General features: G+C 55.2%; 18 protein-coding genes. 6 read left to right on the forward strand and 12 right to left on the reverse strand.

All coding sequences use genetic code 11. The annotated features are described in order from the left end of the window. Position 1: 1 nt before the first annotated feature. The 9 genes from era to rseD form a co-directional block, all read right to left on the reverse strand. Positions 2-907 (reverse strand): GTPase Era, encoded by a 906-nt coding sequence (era, locus tag GNG26_RS16725; protein WP_103180752.1) that lies wholly within the window; start codon positions 905-907, stop codon positions 2-4. Then, positions 904-1,584 (reverse strand): ribonuclease III, encoded by a 681-nt coding sequence (gene rnc / locus GNG26_RS16730; RefSeq protein ID WP_103180753.1) that lies wholly within the window; start codon positions 1,582-1,584, stop codon positions 904-906. The genes era and rnc overlap by 4 nt, the downstream gene beginning before the upstream one ends. A 223-nt stretch (positions 1,585-1,807) precedes the next feature. After that, complete coding sequence (gene lepB, locus GNG26_RS16735; RefSeq protein ID WP_103824593.1) at positions 1,808-2,782, reverse strand: signal peptidase I; 975 nt, start codon at positions 2,780-2,782, stop codon at positions 1,808-1,810. A gap of 16 nt (positions 2,783-2,798) precedes the next feature. Beyond that, the gene (gene lepA, locus GNG26_RS16740) at positions 2,799-4,598 is read right to left on the reverse strand and encodes a translation elongation factor 4 (protein ID WP_103180755.1); all 1,800 of its coding nucleotides are present in this window, start codon (positions 4,596-4,598) and stop codon (positions 2,799-2,801) included. 184 nt (positions 4,599-4,782) lie between these two features. Then, the gene (rseC, locus tag GNG26_RS16745; protein WP_156239608.1) at positions 4,783-5,259 is read right to left on the reverse strand and encodes a SoxR-reducing system protein RseC; all 477 of its coding nucleotides are present in this window, start codon (positions 5,257-5,259) and stop codon (positions 4,783-4,785) included. Continuing rightward, the gene (rseB, locus tag GNG26_RS16750) at positions 5,256-6,209 is read right to left on the reverse strand and encodes a sigma-E factor regulatory protein RseB (RefSeq protein ID WP_103180757.1); all 954 of its coding nucleotides are present in this window, start codon (positions 6,207-6,209) and stop codon (positions 5,256-5,258) included. The genes rseC and rseB overlap by 4 nt, the downstream gene beginning before the upstream one ends. Next, positions 6,209-6,859, reverse strand: coding sequence for an anti-sigma-E factor RseA (gene rseA, locus GNG26_RS16755; RefSeq protein ID WP_039029767.1), 651 nt, complete (start codon positions 6,857-6,859; stop codon positions 6,209-6,211). The genes rseB and rseA overlap by 1 nt, the downstream gene beginning before the upstream one ends. A gap of 31 nt (positions 6,860-6,890) precedes the next feature. Next, positions 6,891-7,466 carry an RNA polymerase sigma factor RpoE gene (gene rpoE, locus GNG26_RS16760; protein WP_103824590.1) on the reverse strand — a complete coding sequence of 192 codons (576 nt, stop codon included), beginning with the start codon at positions 7,464-7,466 and terminating at the stop codon, positions 6,891-6,893. Then, a complete protein-coding gene (gene rseD, locus GNG26_RS22760; protein WP_233212310.1) occupies positions 7,463-7,531 on the reverse strand; it encodes a rpoE leader peptide RseD in 69 nt (22 codons plus the stop codon). The genes rpoE and rseD overlap by 4 nt, the downstream gene beginning before the upstream one ends. A 357-nt stretch (positions 7,532-7,888) precedes the next feature. Between rseD and nadB the strand changes: the two genes are divergently transcribed. Next, the gene (gene nadB / locus GNG26_RS16770; protein WP_103824588.1) at positions 7,889-9,508 is read left to right on the forward strand and encodes an L-aspartate oxidase; all 1,620 of its coding nucleotides are present in this window, start codon (positions 7,889-7,891) and stop codon (positions 9,506-9,508) included. On the opposite strand, the gene GNG26_RS16775 is transcribed toward nadB, so the two are convergent. After that, positions 9,493-10,230: a tRNA1(Val) (adenine(37)-N6)-methyltransferase gene (locus tag GNG26_RS16775; protein WP_156239609.1), complete on the reverse strand. Its 738-nt coding sequence runs from the start codon at positions 10,228-10,230 to the stop codon at positions 9,493-9,495. The genes nadB and GNG26_RS16775 overlap by 16 nt on opposite strands. Before the next feature lie 132 nt (positions 10,231-10,362). Here GNG26_RS16775 and srmB point away from each other — a divergent pair, with 132 nt between their 5' ends. After that, a complete protein-coding gene (srmB, locus tag GNG26_RS16780) occupies positions 10,363-11,691 on the forward strand; it encodes an ATP-dependent RNA helicase SrmB (RefSeq protein ID WP_103824586.1) in 1,329 nt (442 codons plus the stop codon). A gap of 51 nt (positions 11,692-11,742) precedes the next feature. On the opposite strand, the gene grcA is transcribed toward srmB, so the two are convergent. Continuing rightward, positions 11,743-12,126, reverse strand: coding sequence for an autonomous glycyl radical cofactor GrcA (gene grcA / locus GNG26_RS16785; protein WP_103824585.1), 384 nt, complete (start codon positions 12,124-12,126; stop codon positions 11,743-11,745). 313 nt (positions 12,127-12,439) lie between these two features. Between grcA and ung the strand changes: the two genes are divergently transcribed. Continuing rightward, complete coding sequence (gene ung / locus GNG26_RS16790; protein WP_103180764.1) at positions 12,440-13,129, forward strand: uracil-DNA glycosylase; 690 nt, start codon at positions 12,440-12,442, stop codon at positions 13,127-13,129. Between the two features lie 93 nt (positions 13,130-13,222). Here the strand turns inward: ung and GNG26_RS16795 are convergent, their stop codons facing one another. Further along, positions 13,223-14,308, reverse strand: a complete 1,086-nt coding sequence (locus GNG26_RS16795; protein ID WP_103824583.1) for a tRNA/rRNA methyltransferase — start codon at positions 14,306-14,308, stop codon at positions 13,223-13,225. 206 nt (positions 14,309-14,514) lie between these two features. Here GNG26_RS16795 and trxC point away from each other — a divergent pair, with 206 nt between their 5' ends. The 3 genes from trxC to pat all read left to right on the forward strand — a co-directional run bounded on the left by trxC (position 14,515) and on the right by pat (position 18,403). Next, positions 14,515-14,934 (forward strand): thioredoxin TrxC, encoded by a 420-nt coding sequence (trxC, locus tag GNG26_RS16800; RefSeq protein WP_103180766.1) that lies wholly within the window; start codon positions 14,515-14,517, stop codon positions 14,932-14,934. A 71-nt stretch (positions 14,935-15,005) separates the two neighbouring features. Further along, the gene (tapT, locus tag GNG26_RS16805) at positions 15,006-15,704 is read left to right on the forward strand and encodes a tRNA-uridine aminocarboxypropyltransferase (RefSeq protein ID WP_156239610.1); all 699 of its coding nucleotides are present in this window, start codon (positions 15,006-15,008) and stop codon (positions 15,702-15,704) included. 35 nt (positions 15,705-15,739) lie between these two features. Continuing rightward, on the forward strand, positions 15,740-18,403 hold the full coding sequence (gene pat / locus GNG26_RS16810; protein WP_114385941.1) for a protein lysine acetyltransferase: 2,664 nt from the start codon (positions 15,740-15,742) through the stop codon (positions 18,401-18,403). Positions 18,404-18,414 lie beyond the last annotated feature (11 nt).

Consider the following 18,414-nt stretch of genomic DNA (forward strand, 5'->3'; position numbering starts at 1 on the left):
CTTATACGTCGTCGCCGTAACCAAGACTGCGCAGCGCGCGCTCGTCATCGGCCCAGCCAGATTTCACTTTCACCCACAGCTCCAGGTGAACCGGCGCTTCGAACATCTCCTGCATGTCCTTACGGGCTTCAATACCGATGGTTTTAATTTTGGCGCCTTTGTTGCCAATCACCATCTTCTTCTGCCCTTCGCGTTCAACGAGGATCAGCCCGTTGATGTCGTATCCGCCGCGCTCGTTAGTCTGGAAACGTTCGATTTCAACGGTGACAGAGTACGGCAGTTCCGCGCCGAGGAAACGCATCAGCTTCTCACGGATGATTTCAGACGCCATAAAACGCTGAGAACGGTCAGTGATGTACTCTTCCGGGAAGTGGTGAATCGCTTCCGGCAGGTGCTTACGCACGATGCCCGCGATGGTGTCGACGTTCAGACCGGTCTCGGCAGAGAGCGGGACAATATCGAGGAAGTTCATCTGGCTACCCAGCCACTGCAGATGCGGCAGCAGATCGGCTTTTTCCTGCACGTTGTCCACTTTGTTGACCGCGAGGATCACCGGCGTTTTACCGTCACGCAGTTTGTTCAGCACCATCTCGTCGTCCGGCGTCCAGCGGGTGCCTTCAACAACGAAAATCACCAGCTCAACGTCGCCGATAGAGCTGCTCGCCGCCTTGTTCATCAGACGGTTAATGGCACGCTTCTCTTCCATATGCAGACCGGGGGTATCGACATAAATCGCCTGATACGCCCCTTCGGTATGGATACCGACAATGCGGTGACGGGTGGTCTGCGCCTTGCGGGAGGTAATAGAGATCTTTTGCCCCAGCAGATTATTCAGCAGGGTTGATTTGCCTACGTTCGGACGTCCAACGATGGCAATAAATCCACAATAACTTTTTTCTTCGCTCATTCCAGCTCCAGCATTTTCAGCGCCTGTTCGGCGGCAGCCTGTTCCGCCTTACGACGGCTTGAACCTGTGCCAACCACCGGTTCACTCAGGCCACTGACTTGGCAATGGATGGTAAACTCCTGATCGTGTGCTTCGCCACGAACCTGCACCACCAGATAAGATGGCAGCGGCAGATGGCGACCCTGCAAATACTCCTGCAAACGGGTTTTTGGATCTTTCTGTTTATCACCCGGGCTGATCTCATCCAGACGCGTCTGATACCAGTTCAGGATCAGCTGCTCCACCGTCTGGATATCGCTGTCGAGGAAAACACCACCGATTAACGCTTCGACCGTATCCGCGAGAATAGATTCACGACGGAAGCCGCCGCTTTTCAGTTCGCCAGGCCCGAGTCGCAGGCATTCACCCAGTTCAAATTCACGGGCAATTTCGGCAAGCGTATTGCCACGTACCAGCGTTGCACGCATGCGGCTCATATCCCCTTCATCCACACGCGGGAAACGGTGATAAAGCGCATTCGCAATAACAAAACTTAAAATGGAGTCGCCCAGAAATTCGAGTCGCTCATTGTGTTTGCTGCTGGCACTGCGATGGGTTAATGCCTGTTGCAACAACTCCTGATGCTGAAAAGTGTAGCCCAGCTTCCGTTGAAGCCGATTAATTACGATGGGGTTCATGCGATACCAATAGAATAAATGCGTCAAAAATGCAGCACACGAAACCGTCCTGAGAAAGCCAACGCGGTTTCGTGTGCCGTGGCACTGAATCAGCGCCAACCTTAAACTTCGGGGGAATATTCTATACGCAACGACAGGGGTTGTCGTTAGTCAGAAGAGATTTATCAGTGAAATAATTCACGTAGCCTCTGGTTAAAGAGGCTACGCACTCATTTATCAGGAATTAATGGATACCGCCAATACGATTTAACCGTACGCCGGTTGGCCATTCCCCTTCCTGTTTCTCGAAGCTCATCCAGATGGTAGTGGCTTTACCCACCAGGTTCGCTTCCGGCACAAAGCCCCAGTAACGGCTGTCCGCGCTGTTGTCGCGGTTATCACCCATCATGAAGTAGTGTCCCGGTGGCACGATCCAGGTCGCCAGCTGCTGCCCCTTCTGCTGATAGTACATGCCCAGCTGATCCTGCGCGATGGAGACGGTCAGGATACGGTGCGTCACATCTCCCAGGGTCTCTTTACGCTCGTTCAGACGAATACCGTTCTCTTTGGTCTCGCCTTTCGGTAGCTGGAAGAAACCGCTGGTCGCTTCACCGCCGTTGCGACGGGCAAACGTCTGCACAAAGTCGCTTGGCTCAACGCCGGAATAGGTCACCGGTAATGCGCTACCGCAAGCGGTGCCGGAACTGCAGCCAGGCTGAACCGTCACCTCTTTGGAAACCGGATTATAGGTCACCTTATCACCCGGTACGCCAACGGTACGTTTGATGTAATCCAGACGCGGATCGTCCGGATATTTGAACACCACGATATCGCCGCGTTTTGGATGGCCGGTTTCGATCAGCGTCTTCTGGTAGATCGGATCTTTAATGCCATAAGCAAACTTCTCGACCAGAATAAAATCACCGATCAGCAGCGTTGGCATCATCGAACCGGATGGGATCTGGAAAGGTTCATAGATAAACGAACGTACCACCAGCACAATGGCCAGCACCGGAAAGACCGAAGCGCCTGTTTCCAGCCAGCCCGGCTTAGGGCTGACTTTCTTCAGGGTATTCGGATCCAACTGGTCGCCCGTGGCAGCCTGCGCGGCGGCCTGACGTTCGCGACGTTTCGGAGCAAAGATAAACTTATCCAGACACCACAACAGCCCCGTCACCAGTGTGGCAATCACCAGGATCAGGGCAAACATGTTCGCCATGCCAACTCCTTAAGGGTTATTTTCCGTCTTTACCAACGTGCAGAATGGCGAGGAACGCTTCCTGCGGCAGCTCAACGTTACCGACCTGCTTCATACGCTTCTTACCTTCTTTCTGCTTCTGGAGCAGCTTCTTCTTACGGCTGACGTCACCGCCATAGCATTTTGCCAGAACGTTTTTACGCAGCTGTTTCACCGTAGAACGGGCGATAATGTGGTTGCCAATGGCCGCCTGAATCGCAATGTCGAACTGCTGGCGTGGGATGAGATCTTTCATCTTCTCGACCAGTTCGCGACCGCGATACGGGGCGTTGTCGTTGTGGGTGATCAGCGCCAGCGCATCGACGCGCTCGCCGTTGATCAGCACGTCCACACGCACCATGTTGGAAGCCTGGAAGCGTTTGAAGTTGTAATCCAGCGACGCATAACCGCGTGAAGTTGACTTCAGACGATCGAAGAAGTCGAGCACCACTTCCGCCATCGGGATTTCATAGGTCAGCGCCACCTGGTTACCGTGGTAAACCATGTTGGTCTGCACACCACGTTTTTCGATACACAGCGTGATGACGTTACCGAGGAACTCCTGCGGCAGCAGCATGTGACACTCGGCGATCGGCTCGCGCAATTCATGAATATTATTTAGCGGCGGCAGCTTGGATGGACTGTCGACGTAGATAACCTCTTTCGAGGTGGTCTCGACTTCGTATACTACCGTTGGTGCGGTGGTGATCAGATCCAGATCGTATTCACGCTCCAGACGCTCCTGAATGATCTCCATGTGCAGCAGGCCGAGGAAGCCGCAGCGGAAGCCGAAGCCCAGCGCCGTCGAGCTTTCTGGCTCATAGAACAAGGAAGCATCGTTCAGGCTCAGCTTGCCGAGCGCGTCACGGAAGTTCTCATAATCGTCAGAGCTGACCGGGAACAGACCCGCATAAACCTGCGGCTTCACCTTTTTAAAGCCTGGCAGCGCTTTTTCTGCCGGGTTACGGGCGCCCGTCAGGGTATCGCCCACTGGCGCGCCGAGGATGTCTTTGATCGCACAAACCAGCCAGCCTACTTCGCCGCACTTCAGCTCGGTACGGTCGACCTGTTTTGGCGTGAAGATACCCAGACGGTCAGCGTTGTAAACCTGTCCGGTGCTCATCACTTTGATCTTGTCGCCTTTACGCATGGTGCCGTTTTTAATACGCACCAGCGAGACAACGCCGAGATAGTTATCGAACCAGGAGTCGATGATCAGCGCCTGCAGTGGCCCCTCCGGATCGCCTTCCGGCGCCGGGATGTCACGCACCAGACGTTCCAGCACGTCGGTGACACCCACGCCGGTTTTCGCCGAGCAGCGCACGGCGTCGGTCGCGTCGATGCCGACGATATCTTCGATCTCTTCCGCCACGCGCTCAGGGTCAGCGGCTGGCAGGTCGATTTTGTTCAGAACCGGCACCACTTCGAGATCCATTTCCATCGCGGTGTAGCAGTTAGCCAGGGTCTGGGCTTCTACGCCCTGCCCGGCATCAACTACCAGCAGCGCGCCTTCACAGGCCGCCAGCGAACGGGAAACTTCATAAGAGAAGTCAACGTGGCCTGGGGTGTCGATAAAGTTAAGTTGGTAGGTTTCACCGTCAGACGCTTTATAGTCGAGCGTAACGCTCTGCGCTTTAATGGTAATACCGCGTTCGCGTTCCAGGTCCATGGAGTCCAGTACCTGGGCTGCCATTTCACGATCAGACAGGCCACCGCAAATCTGGATAATACGGTCAGACAGCGTCGACTTACCGTGGTCAATGTGAGCAATGATCGAAAAGTTACGTATGTTCTTCATATAGTTAAATAATTATGCCTTACGAATTCCTGGAGGCCGCTGTTCTTAGCCTGACGTTTTTCAGTGCGAAAACGCAGCATTCTACACTACATCTCCGTCACCAGGAAATGCTCTTCCAGCAAGCTTAGCGCGAAGATCTGGCGTTTTCTTTTATGAGATGTAAATAAAACAAAGCCCGGTAACATCACCGGGCTTCTGAAGAGAGCGTGTCGACACGCAGCTGATCGGGTGGCAATCCGACGCTGAGAATAACGGGCTGCAACGCTTCACGCTCCGCAAGACGGGAGGAAAAGCCGCGTGCCAGTAAAAAGCCGCCCACGCCGCCCAGCGCTGCACCGCACATCGCGGCGAGATCGGTCCCAAACAGCACCTGGAACAGCCCGCCAAGGGCAAACAGCCCCACCAGCGGGGAGAGATAGACCAGCATCGCCGAGCCAAGCAGGCTACCTTCAGCGATCCCTAACTCGACTTTTTGACCTTCCACCAGCGGCTCTGCGCTGGGCACGCTGATCGTGTGTGAGGTCTGCGGTCCAAGTTTGTTCAGCACCCGGCTGCCGCAACCGGCGCGGGAGGCGCAGCTGTTGCAGGATGCTTTGACGTCGCAGCTGACCAGCGCGACGCCCTTATGCCATGAAACGACCGTTGCCCACTCTTTGATCATTGTGCAGCCCTGAATTTAATGCTGTCGGCGATACGTTTAGCGGTTTGCGGCGGCAGTTCACCGACAACGGTGATCTCTGCGTTATCCCGTATTGTGGTGCTGACGGTGCGACGCCCGGTACGCAGCATCTGATCGGCACTGACCGGTGTTGCCCGGTTAATGTTCACCGAGAAGCTGAACAAGCCGTCGGAGTAAAGACGGGATTCAACCGGGGTATCGATGGTGGGCAGCTGGCGTCGACTGCTGGAGACTTCACTGAAGCCCTGCGGGATCCAGTTGGGCGCCCAGTTAAAGTTAACGTTATCCCCCGCCGGGACGGAGAGCAGCGGCGGCAGGTTCGCTTTTGCCAGATTCTGCATGCTGTTACCGACCTGATCGTCGATAGTAAAGGAGATCACCCGGAACTGCTCCAGCGTCTCACCATCCCGATCCAGCAGATCGACCCGCATTGGCAGCTTGGTCTCTGCATCCATCCAGACGATATAGCTGTAACGTGTTCCGTCTCTGGCGACCACCCGCAGCACCTCGCAGAGCCGATCGGCGATACGGGTACGTCCTACGGAAATGAAGTCGTAGTAAGGGGACAACCGTTTAAAATCGGTATAGATAAGCGAAGGCAGCGAATCAACAATGTAGTCGCCATTCAGCGTAAAGGGTTCGAGACCCGGCTCGAAATAGCTGATTTCATTGCCACGCTGCACAACTTCACGGCGCGGACCATCCATCTGCAAAAGCTGGGCAAGAGGCTGTTTATCAAGACGGGCATGGCGATAGCGTAACGACTCTACACCTTGCTTATTGATACTGATAAAAGACAGCTCGTAGTTGAGTGACTGGCTGGCCTGGTTCATTTGCTGCAACAACGCCCCGGACGATACATCAGCCGAGGCGTTGACAGTGAACAACAGGCTACCCGCCATCAGAGACATGGCGCACCAAAGTTGCTTCATTACTGCGATTGCGTTCCTAAAGTTTGGTTTCCTGGCACTTGCACAGCAGCCTGCTGCGTTTGCGCCTGTTCAAACTGAAGCTGTTCAGAATGCAGACGACGCTGCAATTCATAATCCTGCAACATCGCATTGATACGACGGCGCTGCTCTTGAACCTGCTGCTGCTGACCGGCACCGGCCGAGGCATCAGAAGGAATGCCCAGGCTTACCGGGCTGGCTTTGCCCATCATCGGCAGCGTATTGAACACTGGCGCTTCTGGTTGCTGGCTCACTTCAGATTGAGTGTTATAGTGCTGGACGCCCACAATAACTGCAAGCGATACGCAAGCAGCCACACCCATTTGAGTCAGTTGACTCGCCCAGGGGCGCACTTTGTTCCAGAAAGGCATCTTCTGCCACAGGTGCGGTGCAGGTTGAGCTTCGGGGATGAGCGGGGTGGCCTGAGAAACAGGTTCGTTCTCTATGGCCGCCATTACGCGAGCTGAGATATCAAAATGGAGGACATCGCTGGTATCGCCGCGCAGAGTATCGCGAATGAGATGATAACTCTCCCAGGTTTTTTGCATCTCAGGAGAGCGAGAGAGCTCGTTGAGCATCTCACTGTCCAGCGTTTCACCATCCATCAAAGCGGAAAGTTGTTCTTTCTGCATGCCTAATACCTTTTCCAGTATCCCGCTATCGTCAACGCCTGATTAGCGGTTGAACTTTATTATCAATAGCTTCTCGCGCACGAAAGATCCGTGAGCGAACCGTACCGACCGGGCAATCCATGATAGCGGCTATCTCTTCATAGCTCAGGCCATCTAACTCCCGCAACGTAATTGCCATGCGTAAATCTTCCGGGAGCGACTCGATGGTGCGAAAAACTATTTGTCTCAGTTCTTCTGACAACATTAAGTTCTCAGGGTTCGAAATTTCTTTCAACGCACCGCCGCTTTCATAATTTTCAGCGTCGATAGCATCGACATCGCTTGAAGGCGGACGTCGGCCCTGAGCGACGAGGTAGTTCTTAGCCGTATTGACGGCAATACGATACAGCCAGGTATAAAAAGCACTATCTCCCCGGAAAGATTCCAGCGCACGATAGGCCTTAATGAAAGACTCTTGTACCACATCAGGAACATCCCCTGACGGTACATAGCGGGACACCAGACTCGCCACCTTATGCTGGTAGCGCACCACCAGTAGGTTAAAGGCTTTCTGATCTCCCTTCTGGACCCGTTCAACCAGAATCTGGTCCGTTAACTGCTCGCTCATCCGAGGTAAAGTCTCCCCAAACCTAAATTCCACGCGTTATCGAAACGCCACTCCAAACACTGCACTGTGAGCAAGCAGTTGCTTTGAGGGTCTTTATTTCAATTAGTTCCGTCACGCCTTTGTTTTTGTTAATCACGTCGCAGACTGTTCATTTTCTATCATTATAAGTCTGATACCGATACGTACCCAGTTTCTGCTAAGAAATGGTCTTTTACCGTTTGCAGGGTAACGCAAGACGGGCTTTATTTCACCACAAAATCTGTAGCTAACAATCTGCTACGCAAAATAATTTCGCCCTTTTTGTTCCTTATCGCTGTCCAGCCTCTGTTTAGTCATTGCAACTATTCTTAAAAAAAACGTGCGATTCATCGCATTCAGGTGCTATGCTGGCCAAACACTGTTTAGTAAATTAAACACACATCATGAACGCAATTTCCGAACTCACCTGTGACGTACTGATTATCGGCAGCGGCGCCGCCGGCCTTTCACTGGCGCTGCGACTCGCCCCACACCAGAAAGTGATTGTCCTCAGCAAAGGTCCTGTTAGCGAAGGTTCTACCTTCTATGCCCAGGGCGGAATTGCCGCGGTGTTTGATGAAACTGACAGTATCGACTCCCATGTCGAAGATACCTTGATTGCCGGTGGCGGCATCGTGGACCGACACGCGGCTGAATTTGTCGCCAGTAATGCCCGCCACTGCGTGCAATGGCTGATCGATCAGGGCGTGCTGTTTGATACCCAGGTGCAGGCCAACGGAGAAGAGAGTTACCACCTGACGCGTGAAGGAGGACACAGCCATCGCCGGATCCTGCATGCCGCAGATGCCACCGGTAAAGCAGTCGAAACGACGCTGGTCAGCCAGGCGTTAAGCCATCCCAACATCCGGGTGCTGGAACGCAGCAACGCGGTGGATTTGATCATCTCCGATAAAATTGGTCTGCCGGGCACGCGGCGCGTTGTGGGAGCCTGGGTCTGGAACCGTAATAAAGAGAAGGTGGAAACCTGTCGGGCAAAATCGGTTGTACTGGCAACCGGCGGTGCCTCTAAGGTGTATCAGTACACCACCAACCCGGATATTTCCTCAGGGGACGGTATTGCCATGGCCTGGCGAGCGGGTTGTCGCGTGGCCAATCTGGAATTTAACCAGTTCCACCCCACTGCGCTATTCCATCCGCAGGCACGCAACTTCCTGCTGACAGAAGCGCTACGCGGTGAAGGCGCGCATTTAAAACGCCCGGATGGCACTCGCTTTATGCAGGACTTTGACGAGCGGGGCGAGCTGGCGCCGCGTGATGTTGTGGCCCGCGCAATCGATCATGAGATGAAACGCCTGGGCGTGGACTGCATGTATCTGGATATCAGCCACAAACCCGAAGCCTTTATTCGCCAGCACTTCCCGACCATCTATGAAAAACTGTTGGGGCTCGGCATCGACATCACCAAAGAGCCAATGCCGGTGGTGCCCGCGGCGCACTATACCTGCGGCGGCGTGATGGTTGACGATCATGGCCGTACCGACGTTGACGGTTTGTACGCTATCGGCGAGGTGAGCTACACCGGCCTGCATGGCGCGAACCGAATGGCATCAAACTCGCTTCTGGAGTGCCTTGTGTACGGCTGGTCAGCGGCGGAAGATATCACGAAGCGCATGCCTTACGCCCGCCAGGTGGAAAACCTGCCGGACTGGGACGAAAGCCGCGTCGAGAACCCGGACGAACTGGTTGTGATCCAGCATAACTGGCACGAGCTGCGCCTCTTTATGTGGGATTACGTCGGCATTGTGCGCACCACCAAACGTCTGGAACGCGCCCTGCGCCGTATTACCATGTTGCAGCAGGAAATTGATGAGTATTACGCCCACTTCCGCGTATCCAATAATTTGCTGGAACTGCGTAATCTGGTTCAGGTGGCGGAGCTGATTGTGCGCTGCGCTATGATGCGCAAAGAGAGCCGCGGTTTGCACTACACGCTCGACTATCCGGAGCAGCTTGAGCATTCCGGCCCGTCGGTGCTCTCACCGCTGGCTCACATAAATAAATAGAAGGGGTGGGTCAGCGCCGTGTAGTCATCGGAATAACGCTGATCTGGCCCACGTATCACCAGCCTGTCGCTGAAGCACTCTCCCTCTTTCGGCGACAGCGCCAGCAGCACCCGGTGCGGCAGCCTGCCGTCGGTTTCCGCGATATCAGTGCGCAGGCGTAAAAACCAGCCCATCTCCAGCGCGCTGGCAATAAATGCACTGCCTGCGCTCTCCGGTAACACCACGCAGAAAAATCCCTCTTCGGAGATCAACCCGGCGGCGCAGGCTAACAGCGCGCTATGATCGAGCGTGTCGGTATACCGGGCCTGCTCTCGCTGGGGTGTAGCACAGGCTACGCCCGGTTCAAAATAGGGAGGGTTGCTGACAATCAGGTCATAGCGAGCCGTTTGCTCTGGCGCCCAGGCAAGAACATCCGCACAATGGAGAGATACGCGCGAAGCCCAGGGGGATTCCGCTACGTTTTCCGCTGCCTGCTCAGCCGCCTGGGGATCCAGTTCAACCGCGTCAAGCGTGACGGAGTGTTCGGTACGCTGCGCCAGCATCAGGGCTAATAATCCGCTGCCGCTGCCAATGTCGAGGATACGTTTAACGCCTGCTACCGGTGCCCATGCCCCCAGTAAAATGCCATCAGTGCCGACTTTCATTGCACAGCGATCGTGGGCGACAAAGAACTGCTTAAAAGTAAAACCATCGCGGCGCAGCTGCGCTTTGAGTTGAGACATGTCAGAGCAACCTTCAAAGTGAAACGGGAGTAGCATAGGTGAAAGCGTAACGACGGAAAAGGGATATCCACACAAACAGATGAAGATTGCAGCCGTAACGTCTATAATCAGCGCCCCACACAGAGGTAGAACATGACTGTAACGACTTTTTCCGAACTTGAACTCGATGAAAGCCTTCTGGACGCGCTCCAGGAAAAAGGCTTCACACGCCCGACCGCTATTCAGGAAGCGGCAATTCCGCCTGCACTGGAGGGCCGTGACGTGCTCGGTTCTGCGCCAACCGGCACGGGTAAAACGGCAGCCTATTTGCTGCCTGCGTTGCAGCATCTGCTGGATTTTCCGCGTAAGAAATCAGGTCCGCCGCGTATTCTGATCCTCACCCCGACCCGTGAACTGGCGATGCAGGTTGCCGATCATGCCCGTGAGCTGGCGAAGAATACCCACCTGGATATCGCAACCATTACCGGCGGTGTGGCCTATATGAACCACGCCGAAGTATTCAGTGAGAACCAGGATATCGTCGTTGCGACGACCGGGCGTCTGCTGCAATACATCAAAGAAGAGAACTTCGACTGCCGTGCGGTTGAAACCTTAATTCTTGACGAAGCTGACCGTATGCTGGATATGGGCTTTGCGCAGGATATCGAACACATTGCCGGTGAGACCCGCTGGCGTAAGCAGACCATGCTCTTCTCCGCGACGCTGGAAGGCGATGCGATTAAAGATTTTGCCGAGCGTCTGCTGGAAGATCCGGTCGAGGTGTCAGCCAATCCATCCACGCGTGAACGCAAGAAGATCCATCAGTGGTACTACCGCGCCGATGATATTCAGCATAAAACCGCGCTGCTGATCCACCTGCTGAAACAGCCTGAAGCCACCCGCTCTATCGTCTTTGTACGGAAACGTGAGCGTGTACACGAGCTGGCGACCTGGCTGCGTGAAGCGGGTATCAATAACTGCTATCTCGAAGGCGAGATGGTGCAGATTAAACGTAACGAAGCGATCAAACGTCTGACCGATGGCCGCGTGAACGTGCTGGTGGCGACCGACGTTGCAGCGCGCGGTATTGATATTCCTGATGTCAGCCACGTGTTTAACTTCGATCTGCCGCGCACTGCGGATACCTATCTGCACCGCATTGGCCGTACCGGCCGTGCCGGGCGTAAAGGGACAGCCATTTCGCTGGTCGAAGCGCATGACCATCTGCTGCTGCAAAAAATTGGTCGTTACGTTGAAGAGCCGCTGAAGGCCCGCGTGATCGACGAACTGCGTCCGAGCACCCGTGCGCCGAGCGAAAAAATGACGGGCAAACCGTCCAAGAAAGTGCTCGCTAAACGTGCCGAGAAAAAGGCGAAAGAGAAAGAGAAACCGCGCGTGAAGCAACGCCACCGTGATACCAAAAACGTGGGCAAGCGTCGTAAGCCTAGCGGCAGCGCGCCGGTGACACAGAAAGAAGAGTAATAAAAAAGCCGGGTTAAAACCCGGCTTTTTTTATCTGTACGCGGGTAACGATTACAGGCTGGCAGTAAAGGTACGGGCAATAACGTCGCGCTGCTGTTCTGCAGTCAGTGAGTTAAAACGTACCGCGTAGCCAGAAACACGGATGGTCAGCTGCGGATATTTTTCCGGATGCTTAACGGCATCTTCCAGCGTTTCACGACGCAGCACGTTAACGTTCAGATGCTGACCGCCTTCAACACGGACTTCAGGTTTGATTTCCATTGGGATTTCGCGGTATTCGAACTCGCCCAGCGCATTAACCTGAACAACTTCATCTTCAGCAAAGCCTGCTTTAGCGCATACGCAGCGCGCTTCGCCTTTCTCGTTGTCCAGCAGCCAGAAAGAGTTCAGCAGGTCGTCGTTTGCAGCTTTAGTAATCTGGATACCAGTAATCATGTGATGTCTCCCTTACACTACAATATTGGGTGTCGCCCGTTCGTTCGGGCAATTGGTAAAACCATTGTTGCTTGAGTGTATATATATCAGTCAAACCCTCGTCATTCCTTGACTTAAATCAACAAAAACCACACCAGCAAAAGGGTGATAACTGAAGATTATTGTTTTATATCAATTTTACCCTCGCACCACCTTCAAAATTCTGTGTAAATTTTCAATATTTTTCAATGTAATGACATTTTTGGCTCACCAGTTTTGTTCCCTCGTCATATGCAGTTAAGCTAAAGACAGTGAAAATTCGCAGGAGAGCGAGATGACAGCACCTTTGACCTGGCACGACGTACTGGCCGATGAAAAAAAACAGCCTTACTTCGTTAATACTCTGAATACCGTTGCCGCGGAACGTCAGGACGGCATCACCATCTATCCGCCCCAGAAAGATGTGTTCAACGCCTTTCGTTTTACCGAGCTGGCAGATGTCAAAGTGGTGATCCTGGGACAGGATCCCTACCACGGACCGGGTCAGGCGCACGGCCTGGCGTTTTCTGTGCGTCCGGGCGTTGCCATCCCCCCTTCCCTGCTGAATATGTACAAGGAGCTGGAAGCCTCGGTGCCGGGGTTTACCCGCCCTTCACATGGCTACCTGGAAAGCTGGGCGCGTCAGGGTGTTCTGTTGCTCAACACTGTGCTGACGGTTCGTGCCGGGCAGGCCCATTCTCATGCCAGCCTCGGGTGGGAGACATTTACCGACAAGGTCATCAGCCTGATTAACCAGCATCGGGAAGGGGTGGTCTTTTTGCTCTGGGGATCGCATGCGCAGAAGAAAGGGTCGATCATTGATACTCAGCGCCATCATGTGCTGAAAGCGCCGCACCCGTCACCGCTGTCAGCCCATCGCGGCTTTTTTGGCTGCAATCATTTTGTGCTGGCGAATGAGTGGCTGGAGAAACAGGGCGAAACGCCAATTGACTGGATGCCGGAGTTACCGGCTGAAAGCGAGTAAGTTGTTGTAGGCCGGGTAAGGCGAAGCCGCCACCCGGCACATTGCCCGGCGGCGCTACGCTTGCCGGGCCTACGAACGACGAACAAAGCGGAATTACGCTTTGTTCTGACGCCACCACTCCGCCAGCAGAACGCCAGTCGCAACGGATACGTTGAGGCTTTCTACATTGCCGGTGCCATCGATAGAGACGCTCAGATCGGCGCTGGAGAGTGCCGCATCGGAGAGACCATCGCGCTCCTGACCCAACACCAGCACCATCTTACGTGGCAATGTCGCTTTAAACAGCGGCGTGGTGCCTTTGTGGCTGGAGGTGGTCACGATGGCATAGCCCGCCTGACGGAACTGCTCAATCGCTTCCAGCACGCTGTCGCCGGTGATCGGCTGAACGTGCTCCGCGCCACCTTCCGCCGTACGGATTGCTGCGCCGGATTCCAGCAGTGCCGCATCCTGTAACAGAACGCCTTTTACGCCGAAGTGGGCGCAGCTGCGCATCATCGCGCCGAGGTTGTGCGGGTTACCCACGTCTTCCAGGGCCAGCACGCAGTCATCTTCGCCAGCCTGGCTAACCCACTGCTTAACGGTGGTACCGTTACGTTTCTTAATCAGGAAGCAGACGCCACCATGGTGTTCGGTGCCAGACGCTTTGGTGATCTCAGCATCGTCTACCACATGGTAGGCTTTGCGGTTGGCCGCCATCCAGCGCAGCGCTTCTTTGAAACGCGGCGTGACGCTCTGGATGAACCAGGCGCGCACGATGCAATCAGGACGGCTCTGGAACAGAGCCTGACAAGCGTTTTCGCCATAGACGCGCGTCTCTTCCGCACGCTGACGGCGGATCACTTCCGGATCGATAACCGTTTTACCGGCCATGCTGCCGTGATCGACGGGCGCAGTGGACTCGTCGCCCGGCGCGCGGGAGACGGTACGCCACGGTGAGGCGTCGCGGCTAAAGTCGTCGCGTTTGAAATCATCACGCTTACGGTCGTCACGTTTGCGGTCATCACCGCGGCTATTTCTCTCATCGCGGGCGGGGCGACGGCCACCGTCTGCACGAGATGGCCCTGGACGCCCGCCACCTTTTCCGGTACGCGGATTTTGGGTGCGTTTATCAGAGTCATCGTCACTGCGGACATACATCACTTTGACCTTGCCGCTTTTGTTTTTCAGTTCGTCGTTCATGCTTTTCTCCACCAGCGCTGCGCGAAGCGCGCAGATTACCCGATGTCCCGGCGCATAGCCATTACTTCGTATAAAAGCCTGTGACTATTGTTCTCATTGAACAAAACGCATTGTTGTTTCAAACAGGGTCGTTGATAATATGTAACATATTGGAAACATAACCGGCATGTTGCCGATTTGTCCCCCTGCTCTACCTGAGGTTAGTTATGAATACCGTATGTGCCAACTGCCAGGCTCTTAACCGCATTCCGGAAGATCGCATTGATGACGGAGCAAAATGCGGACGCTGCGGTCATGAATTGTTCGATGGTGACGTGATTAATGCTACCGGCGAAACTCTGGATAAACTGCTGAAGGATGATCTGCCGGTTGTTGTCGACTTCTGGGCACCGTGGTGCGGCCCGTGCCGTAACTTTGCGCCGATCTTTGAAGATGTCGCCGAAGAGCGTAGCGGTAAAATGCGTTTTGTGAAAGTGAACACCGAAGCTGAGCGCGAACTGAGCTCCCGCTTCCGCATTCGTAGTATCCCGACCATTATGATTTTCAAAAATGGTGAAGTCGTCGATATGCTCAATGGTGCCGTTCCGAAAGCACCTTTTGATAGCTGGCTGAACGAATCCCTCTGACATTCCGGGGCACGTAACTTGTGCCCCGCCCTCGCCTCTGCGAGAATGGCGTTTTTTCTGCGCTCCTTCCCATGACTGATAACGCCGTACTGCAACTGCGCGCCGAACGCCTGGCGCGTGCGACTCGCCCTTTTCTTGCCCGTGGTAACCGCATTCGTCGCTGTCAGCGCTGCCTGCTGCCGCTCAGGCAGTGTCTCTGCGCGACGCTGGCGCCCAGCCATGCTCAAAGCCGTTTCTGTCTGGTGATGTTCGATACCGAACCGATGAAGCCCAGCAATACCGGACGGCTGATCGCCGATATTCTACCGGATACCGCGGCCTTCCAGTGGTCACGCACTGAGCCACCTCAGGCGCTGCTCGATCTGGTCGCCAGCCCCAACTATCAACCGATGGTAGTGTTTCCGGCCTCCTACGCCGGTGAAACGCGTCAGGTGATTACCGCGCCCCCCGCCGGTAAACCGCCGCTGTTTATCATGCTGGATGGCACCTGGACTGAAGCGCGTAAAATGTTTCGCAAAAGCCCCTATCTGGATACGCTGCCGGTGATCTCCGTCGATTTGTCGCGCGTCTCGGCTTACCGGCTGCGTGAAGCCCACGCAGAAGGCCAGTATTGTACTGCCGAAGTGGCCATTGCCCTGCTGGATCTGGCGGGGGATGTTCAGGCGGCAGGCGCCCTGGGCGACCATTTCACGCGTTTTCGCGAACGTTATCTGGCCGGAAAAACCATTCATAAGGGAAGCATCACAGCGGCGGAGCCGGAAAGCGTTTAAAATCATCAGGTCACTCGCCTTTTCAGGAGATCTGTATGAGCCAGCGCGGGCTAGAAGCCTTACTCCGCCCTAAATCCATTGCCGTGATTGGCGCGTCGATGAAGCCCGAACGCGCTGGTTATCTGATGATGCGTAACCTGCTTGCTGGCGGCTTTAATGGCCCGATACTGCCGGTCACCCCTGCGTATAAAGCGGTGCTGGGCGTTCTGGCCTGGCCAGAGGTGGAGAGCCTGCCCTTCATTCCCGATCTCGCGGTGCTCTGTACCCACGCCCGACGTAACATCGCCCTGCTCGACGCGCTGGGGAAGAAGGGCTGCAAAACCTGCATTATTCTCTCTTCGCCCCCTGAACAGCAGGCGGAGCTGCTGGCCTGTGCGACGCGCTACCAGATGCGACTGCTGGGGCCAAACAGCCTGGGTCTTCTGGCACCGTGGCAGGGGCTGAATGCCAGCTTTTCTCCCGTTCCGATACGTAAAGGCAAGCTGGCCTTTATCTCCCAGTCGGCGGCGGTATCCAACACGATCCTCGACTGGGCCCAGCAGCGCGAAATGGGCTTTTCCTATTTCATCGCGCTGGGCGACGGTCTGGACATTGACGTTGACGAGCTGCTGGATTTTCTGGCGCGCGATAGCAAAACCAGCGCCATCCTGCTCTATCTTGAGCATCTCAGCGACGCGCGTCGCTTCGTCTCGGCAGCCCGTAGCGCTTCACGCAACAAACCAATTCTGGTGATCAAAAGCGGGCGTAGCCCGGCCGCCCAGCGTCTTTTGCATTCACATTCAGGCATGGATCCGGCATGGGATGCCGCTATCCAGCGTGCCGGCTTGCTGCGTGTTCAGGACACCCACGAACTCTTTTCCGCTGTCGAAACGCTCAGCCATATGCGCCCGCTAAGGGGGGAACGGCTGATGATCATCAGTAACGGCGCCGCACCGGCCGCGCTGGCGCTGGACGAACTCTGGCTGCGTAACGGTAAGCTGGCCACCCTCAGCGAAGAGACAATACAGCGCCTGCGTGAAGCGTTACCGCCCGGCGTGGAGCCGGGTAACCCCCTCGACTTACGCGACGATGCCAGCAGCGAGCACTATCTCAGCGCACTCAATATCCTGCTGGACAGCCAGGACTTTGATGCCCTGATGGTCATTCACTCCCCTAGTGCCGTAGCCCCGGGCAGCGAAAGCGCTCGTGCGCTGATTGATATTGTGAAGAAGCATCCGCGTGGAAAGTATGTGTCGCTTCTGACTAACTGGTGCGGTGAATTTTCATCTCAGGAGGCGCGACGTCTCTTCAGCGAGGCTGGCCTCCCCACTTACCGTACCCCGGAAGGCACCATCACCGCTTTTATGCATATGGTGGAGTATCGGCGCAATCAGAAACAGCTGCGGGAGACGCCTGCCCTGCCGGGAAACCTGACCGCCAATACGGGTCATGCTCACGACCTGTTGCAGCGTGCCATTGATGACGGCGCGCGTTCGCTGGATACGCACGAGGTACAGCCGATCCTCACCGCTTATGGCCTGCATACGCTGCCCACCTGGATCGCCAGCGACAGCGCGGAAGCGGTGCATATCGCCGAGCAGATCGGTTATCCGGTGGCACTGAAACTGCGTTCGCCAGATATCCCGCATAAATCTGAAGTTCAGGGGGTGATGTTGTATCTGCGTACCGCGGCGGAAGTCCAGCAGGCGGCGGATGCTATTATCGATCGCGTTAAAATGGCCTGGCCCCAGGCGCGGATCCACGGCCTGCTGGTGCAGAGCATGGCTAATCGTGCCGGCGCGCAGGAGCTACGGGTGGTGGTGGAACACGATCCGGTCTTCGGTCCGCTAATTATGTTGGGCGAAGGGGGCGTGGAGTGGCGCCCTGAAGAGCAGGCGGTGGTGGCCCTGCCGCCTCTGAACATGAACCTGGCGCGTTATCTGGTGATCCAGGCGATCAAGAGCAAAAAGATCCGCGGACGCAGTGCCTTAAGACCGCTGGATATCGCCGCCCTGAGCCAGTTCCTGGTGCAGGTATCGAACTTGATTGTTGATAGCCCGGAAATCCAGCGTCTGGATATTCATCCTTTACTGGTATCCGGCAGCGAACTGACGGCGCTGGATGTGACGATGGATGTGGCGGCCTATACCGGCGATCGCGAAAGCCGGCTTGCTATCCGCCCTTACCCCCATCAGCTTGAAGAGTGGGTGGAGATGAAAAATGGCGAACTCTCGCTGTTCCGCCCTATCCTTCCTGAAGATGAACCCCAGCTTCAGCGCTTTATCGCTCAGGTCACAAAAGAAGATTTGTACTACCGCTACTTTAGCGAAATCAACGAATTTACCCACGAAGATTTAGCCAATATGACGCAGATCGACTACGATCGGGAAATGGCTTTTGTTGCCGTCCGACGCACTGAAGAGGGCGATGAAATCCTTGGCGTCACACGTGCCATCTCCGATCCTGATAACGTCGATGCGGAGTTTGCGGTGCTTGTCCGCTCCGATCTGAAAGGTCTGGGGCTGGGAAGACGATTACTCGAAAAGCTAATCAGTTATACGCGCGATCACGGACTGATCCGCCTCAATGGCATTACTATGCCTAACAACCGTGGCATGGTCGCCCTGGCGCGAAAGCTAGGCTTTACCGTTGATATCCAGCTTGAAGATGGGATCGTCGGATTGACTCTGCAGCTGATGCCATCAGGTAAACAAGAGTAAGGTACTGGAAA

This window comes from Leclercia sp. J807 (genome assembly GCF_009734465.1).
Taxonomy (GTDB): Bacteria; Pseudomonadota; Gammaproteobacteria; order Enterobacterales; family Enterobacteriaceae; genus Enterobacter.

Coding starts and splice junctions, on each gene's coding strand:
- era (WP_103180752.1), bottom strand. CDS start 907: ATGAGCGAAGAAAAAAGTTATTGTGGATTTATTGCCATCGTTGGACGT.
- rnc (WP_103180753.1), bottom strand. CDS start 1,584: ATGAACCCCATCGTAATTAATCGGCTTCAACGGAAGCTGGGCTACACT.
- lepB (WP_103824593.1), bottom strand. CDS start 2,782: ATGGCGAACATGTTTGCCCTGATCCTGGTGATTGCCACACTGGTGACG.
- lepA (WP_103180755.1), bottom strand. CDS start 4,598: ATGAAGAACATACGTAACTTTTCGATCATTGCTCACATTGACCACGGT.
- rseC (WP_156239608.1), bottom strand. CDS start 5,259: ATGATCAAAGAGTGGGCAACGGTCGTTTCATGGCATAAGGGCGTCGCG.
- rseB (WP_103180757.1), bottom strand. CDS start 6,209: ATGAAGCAACTTTGGTGCGCCATGTCTCTGATGGCGGGTAGCCTGTTG.
- rseA (WP_039029767.1), bottom strand. CDS start 6,859: ATGCAGAAAGAACAACTTTCCGCTTTGATGGATGGTGAAACGCTGGAC.
- rpoE (WP_103824590.1), bottom strand. CDS start 7,466: ATGAGCGAGCAGTTAACGGACCAGATTCTGGTTGAACGGGTCCAGAAG.
- nadB (WP_103824588.1), top strand. CDS start 7,889: ATGAACGCAATTTCCGAACTCACCTGTGACGTACTGATTATCGGCAGC.
- GNG26_RS16775 (WP_156239609.1), bottom strand. CDS start 10,230: ATGTCTCAACTCAAAGCGCAGCTGCGCCGCGATGGTTTTACTTTTAAG.
- srmB (WP_103824586.1), top strand. CDS start 10,363: ATGACTGTAACGACTTTTTCCGAACTTGAACTCGATGAAAGCCTTCTG.
- grcA (WP_103824585.1), bottom strand. CDS start 12,126: ATGATTACTGGTATCCAGATTACTAAAGCTGCAAACGACGACCTGCTG.
- ung (WP_103180764.1), top strand. CDS start 12,440: ATGACAGCACCTTTGACCTGGCACGACGTACTGGCCGATGAAAAAAAA.
- GNG26_RS16795 (WP_103824583.1), bottom strand. CDS start 14,308: ATGAACGACGAACTGAAAAACAAAAGCGGCAAGGTCAAAGTGATGTAT.
- trxC (WP_103180766.1), top strand. CDS start 14,515: ATGAATACCGTATGTGCCAACTGCCAGGCTCTTAACCGCATTCCGGAA.
- tapT (WP_156239610.1), top strand. CDS start 15,006: ATGACTGATAACGCCGTACTGCAACTGCGCGCCGAACGCCTGGCGCGT.
- pat (WP_114385941.1), top strand. CDS start 15,740: ATGAGCCAGCGCGGGCTAGAAGCCTTACTCCGCCCTAAATCCATTGCC.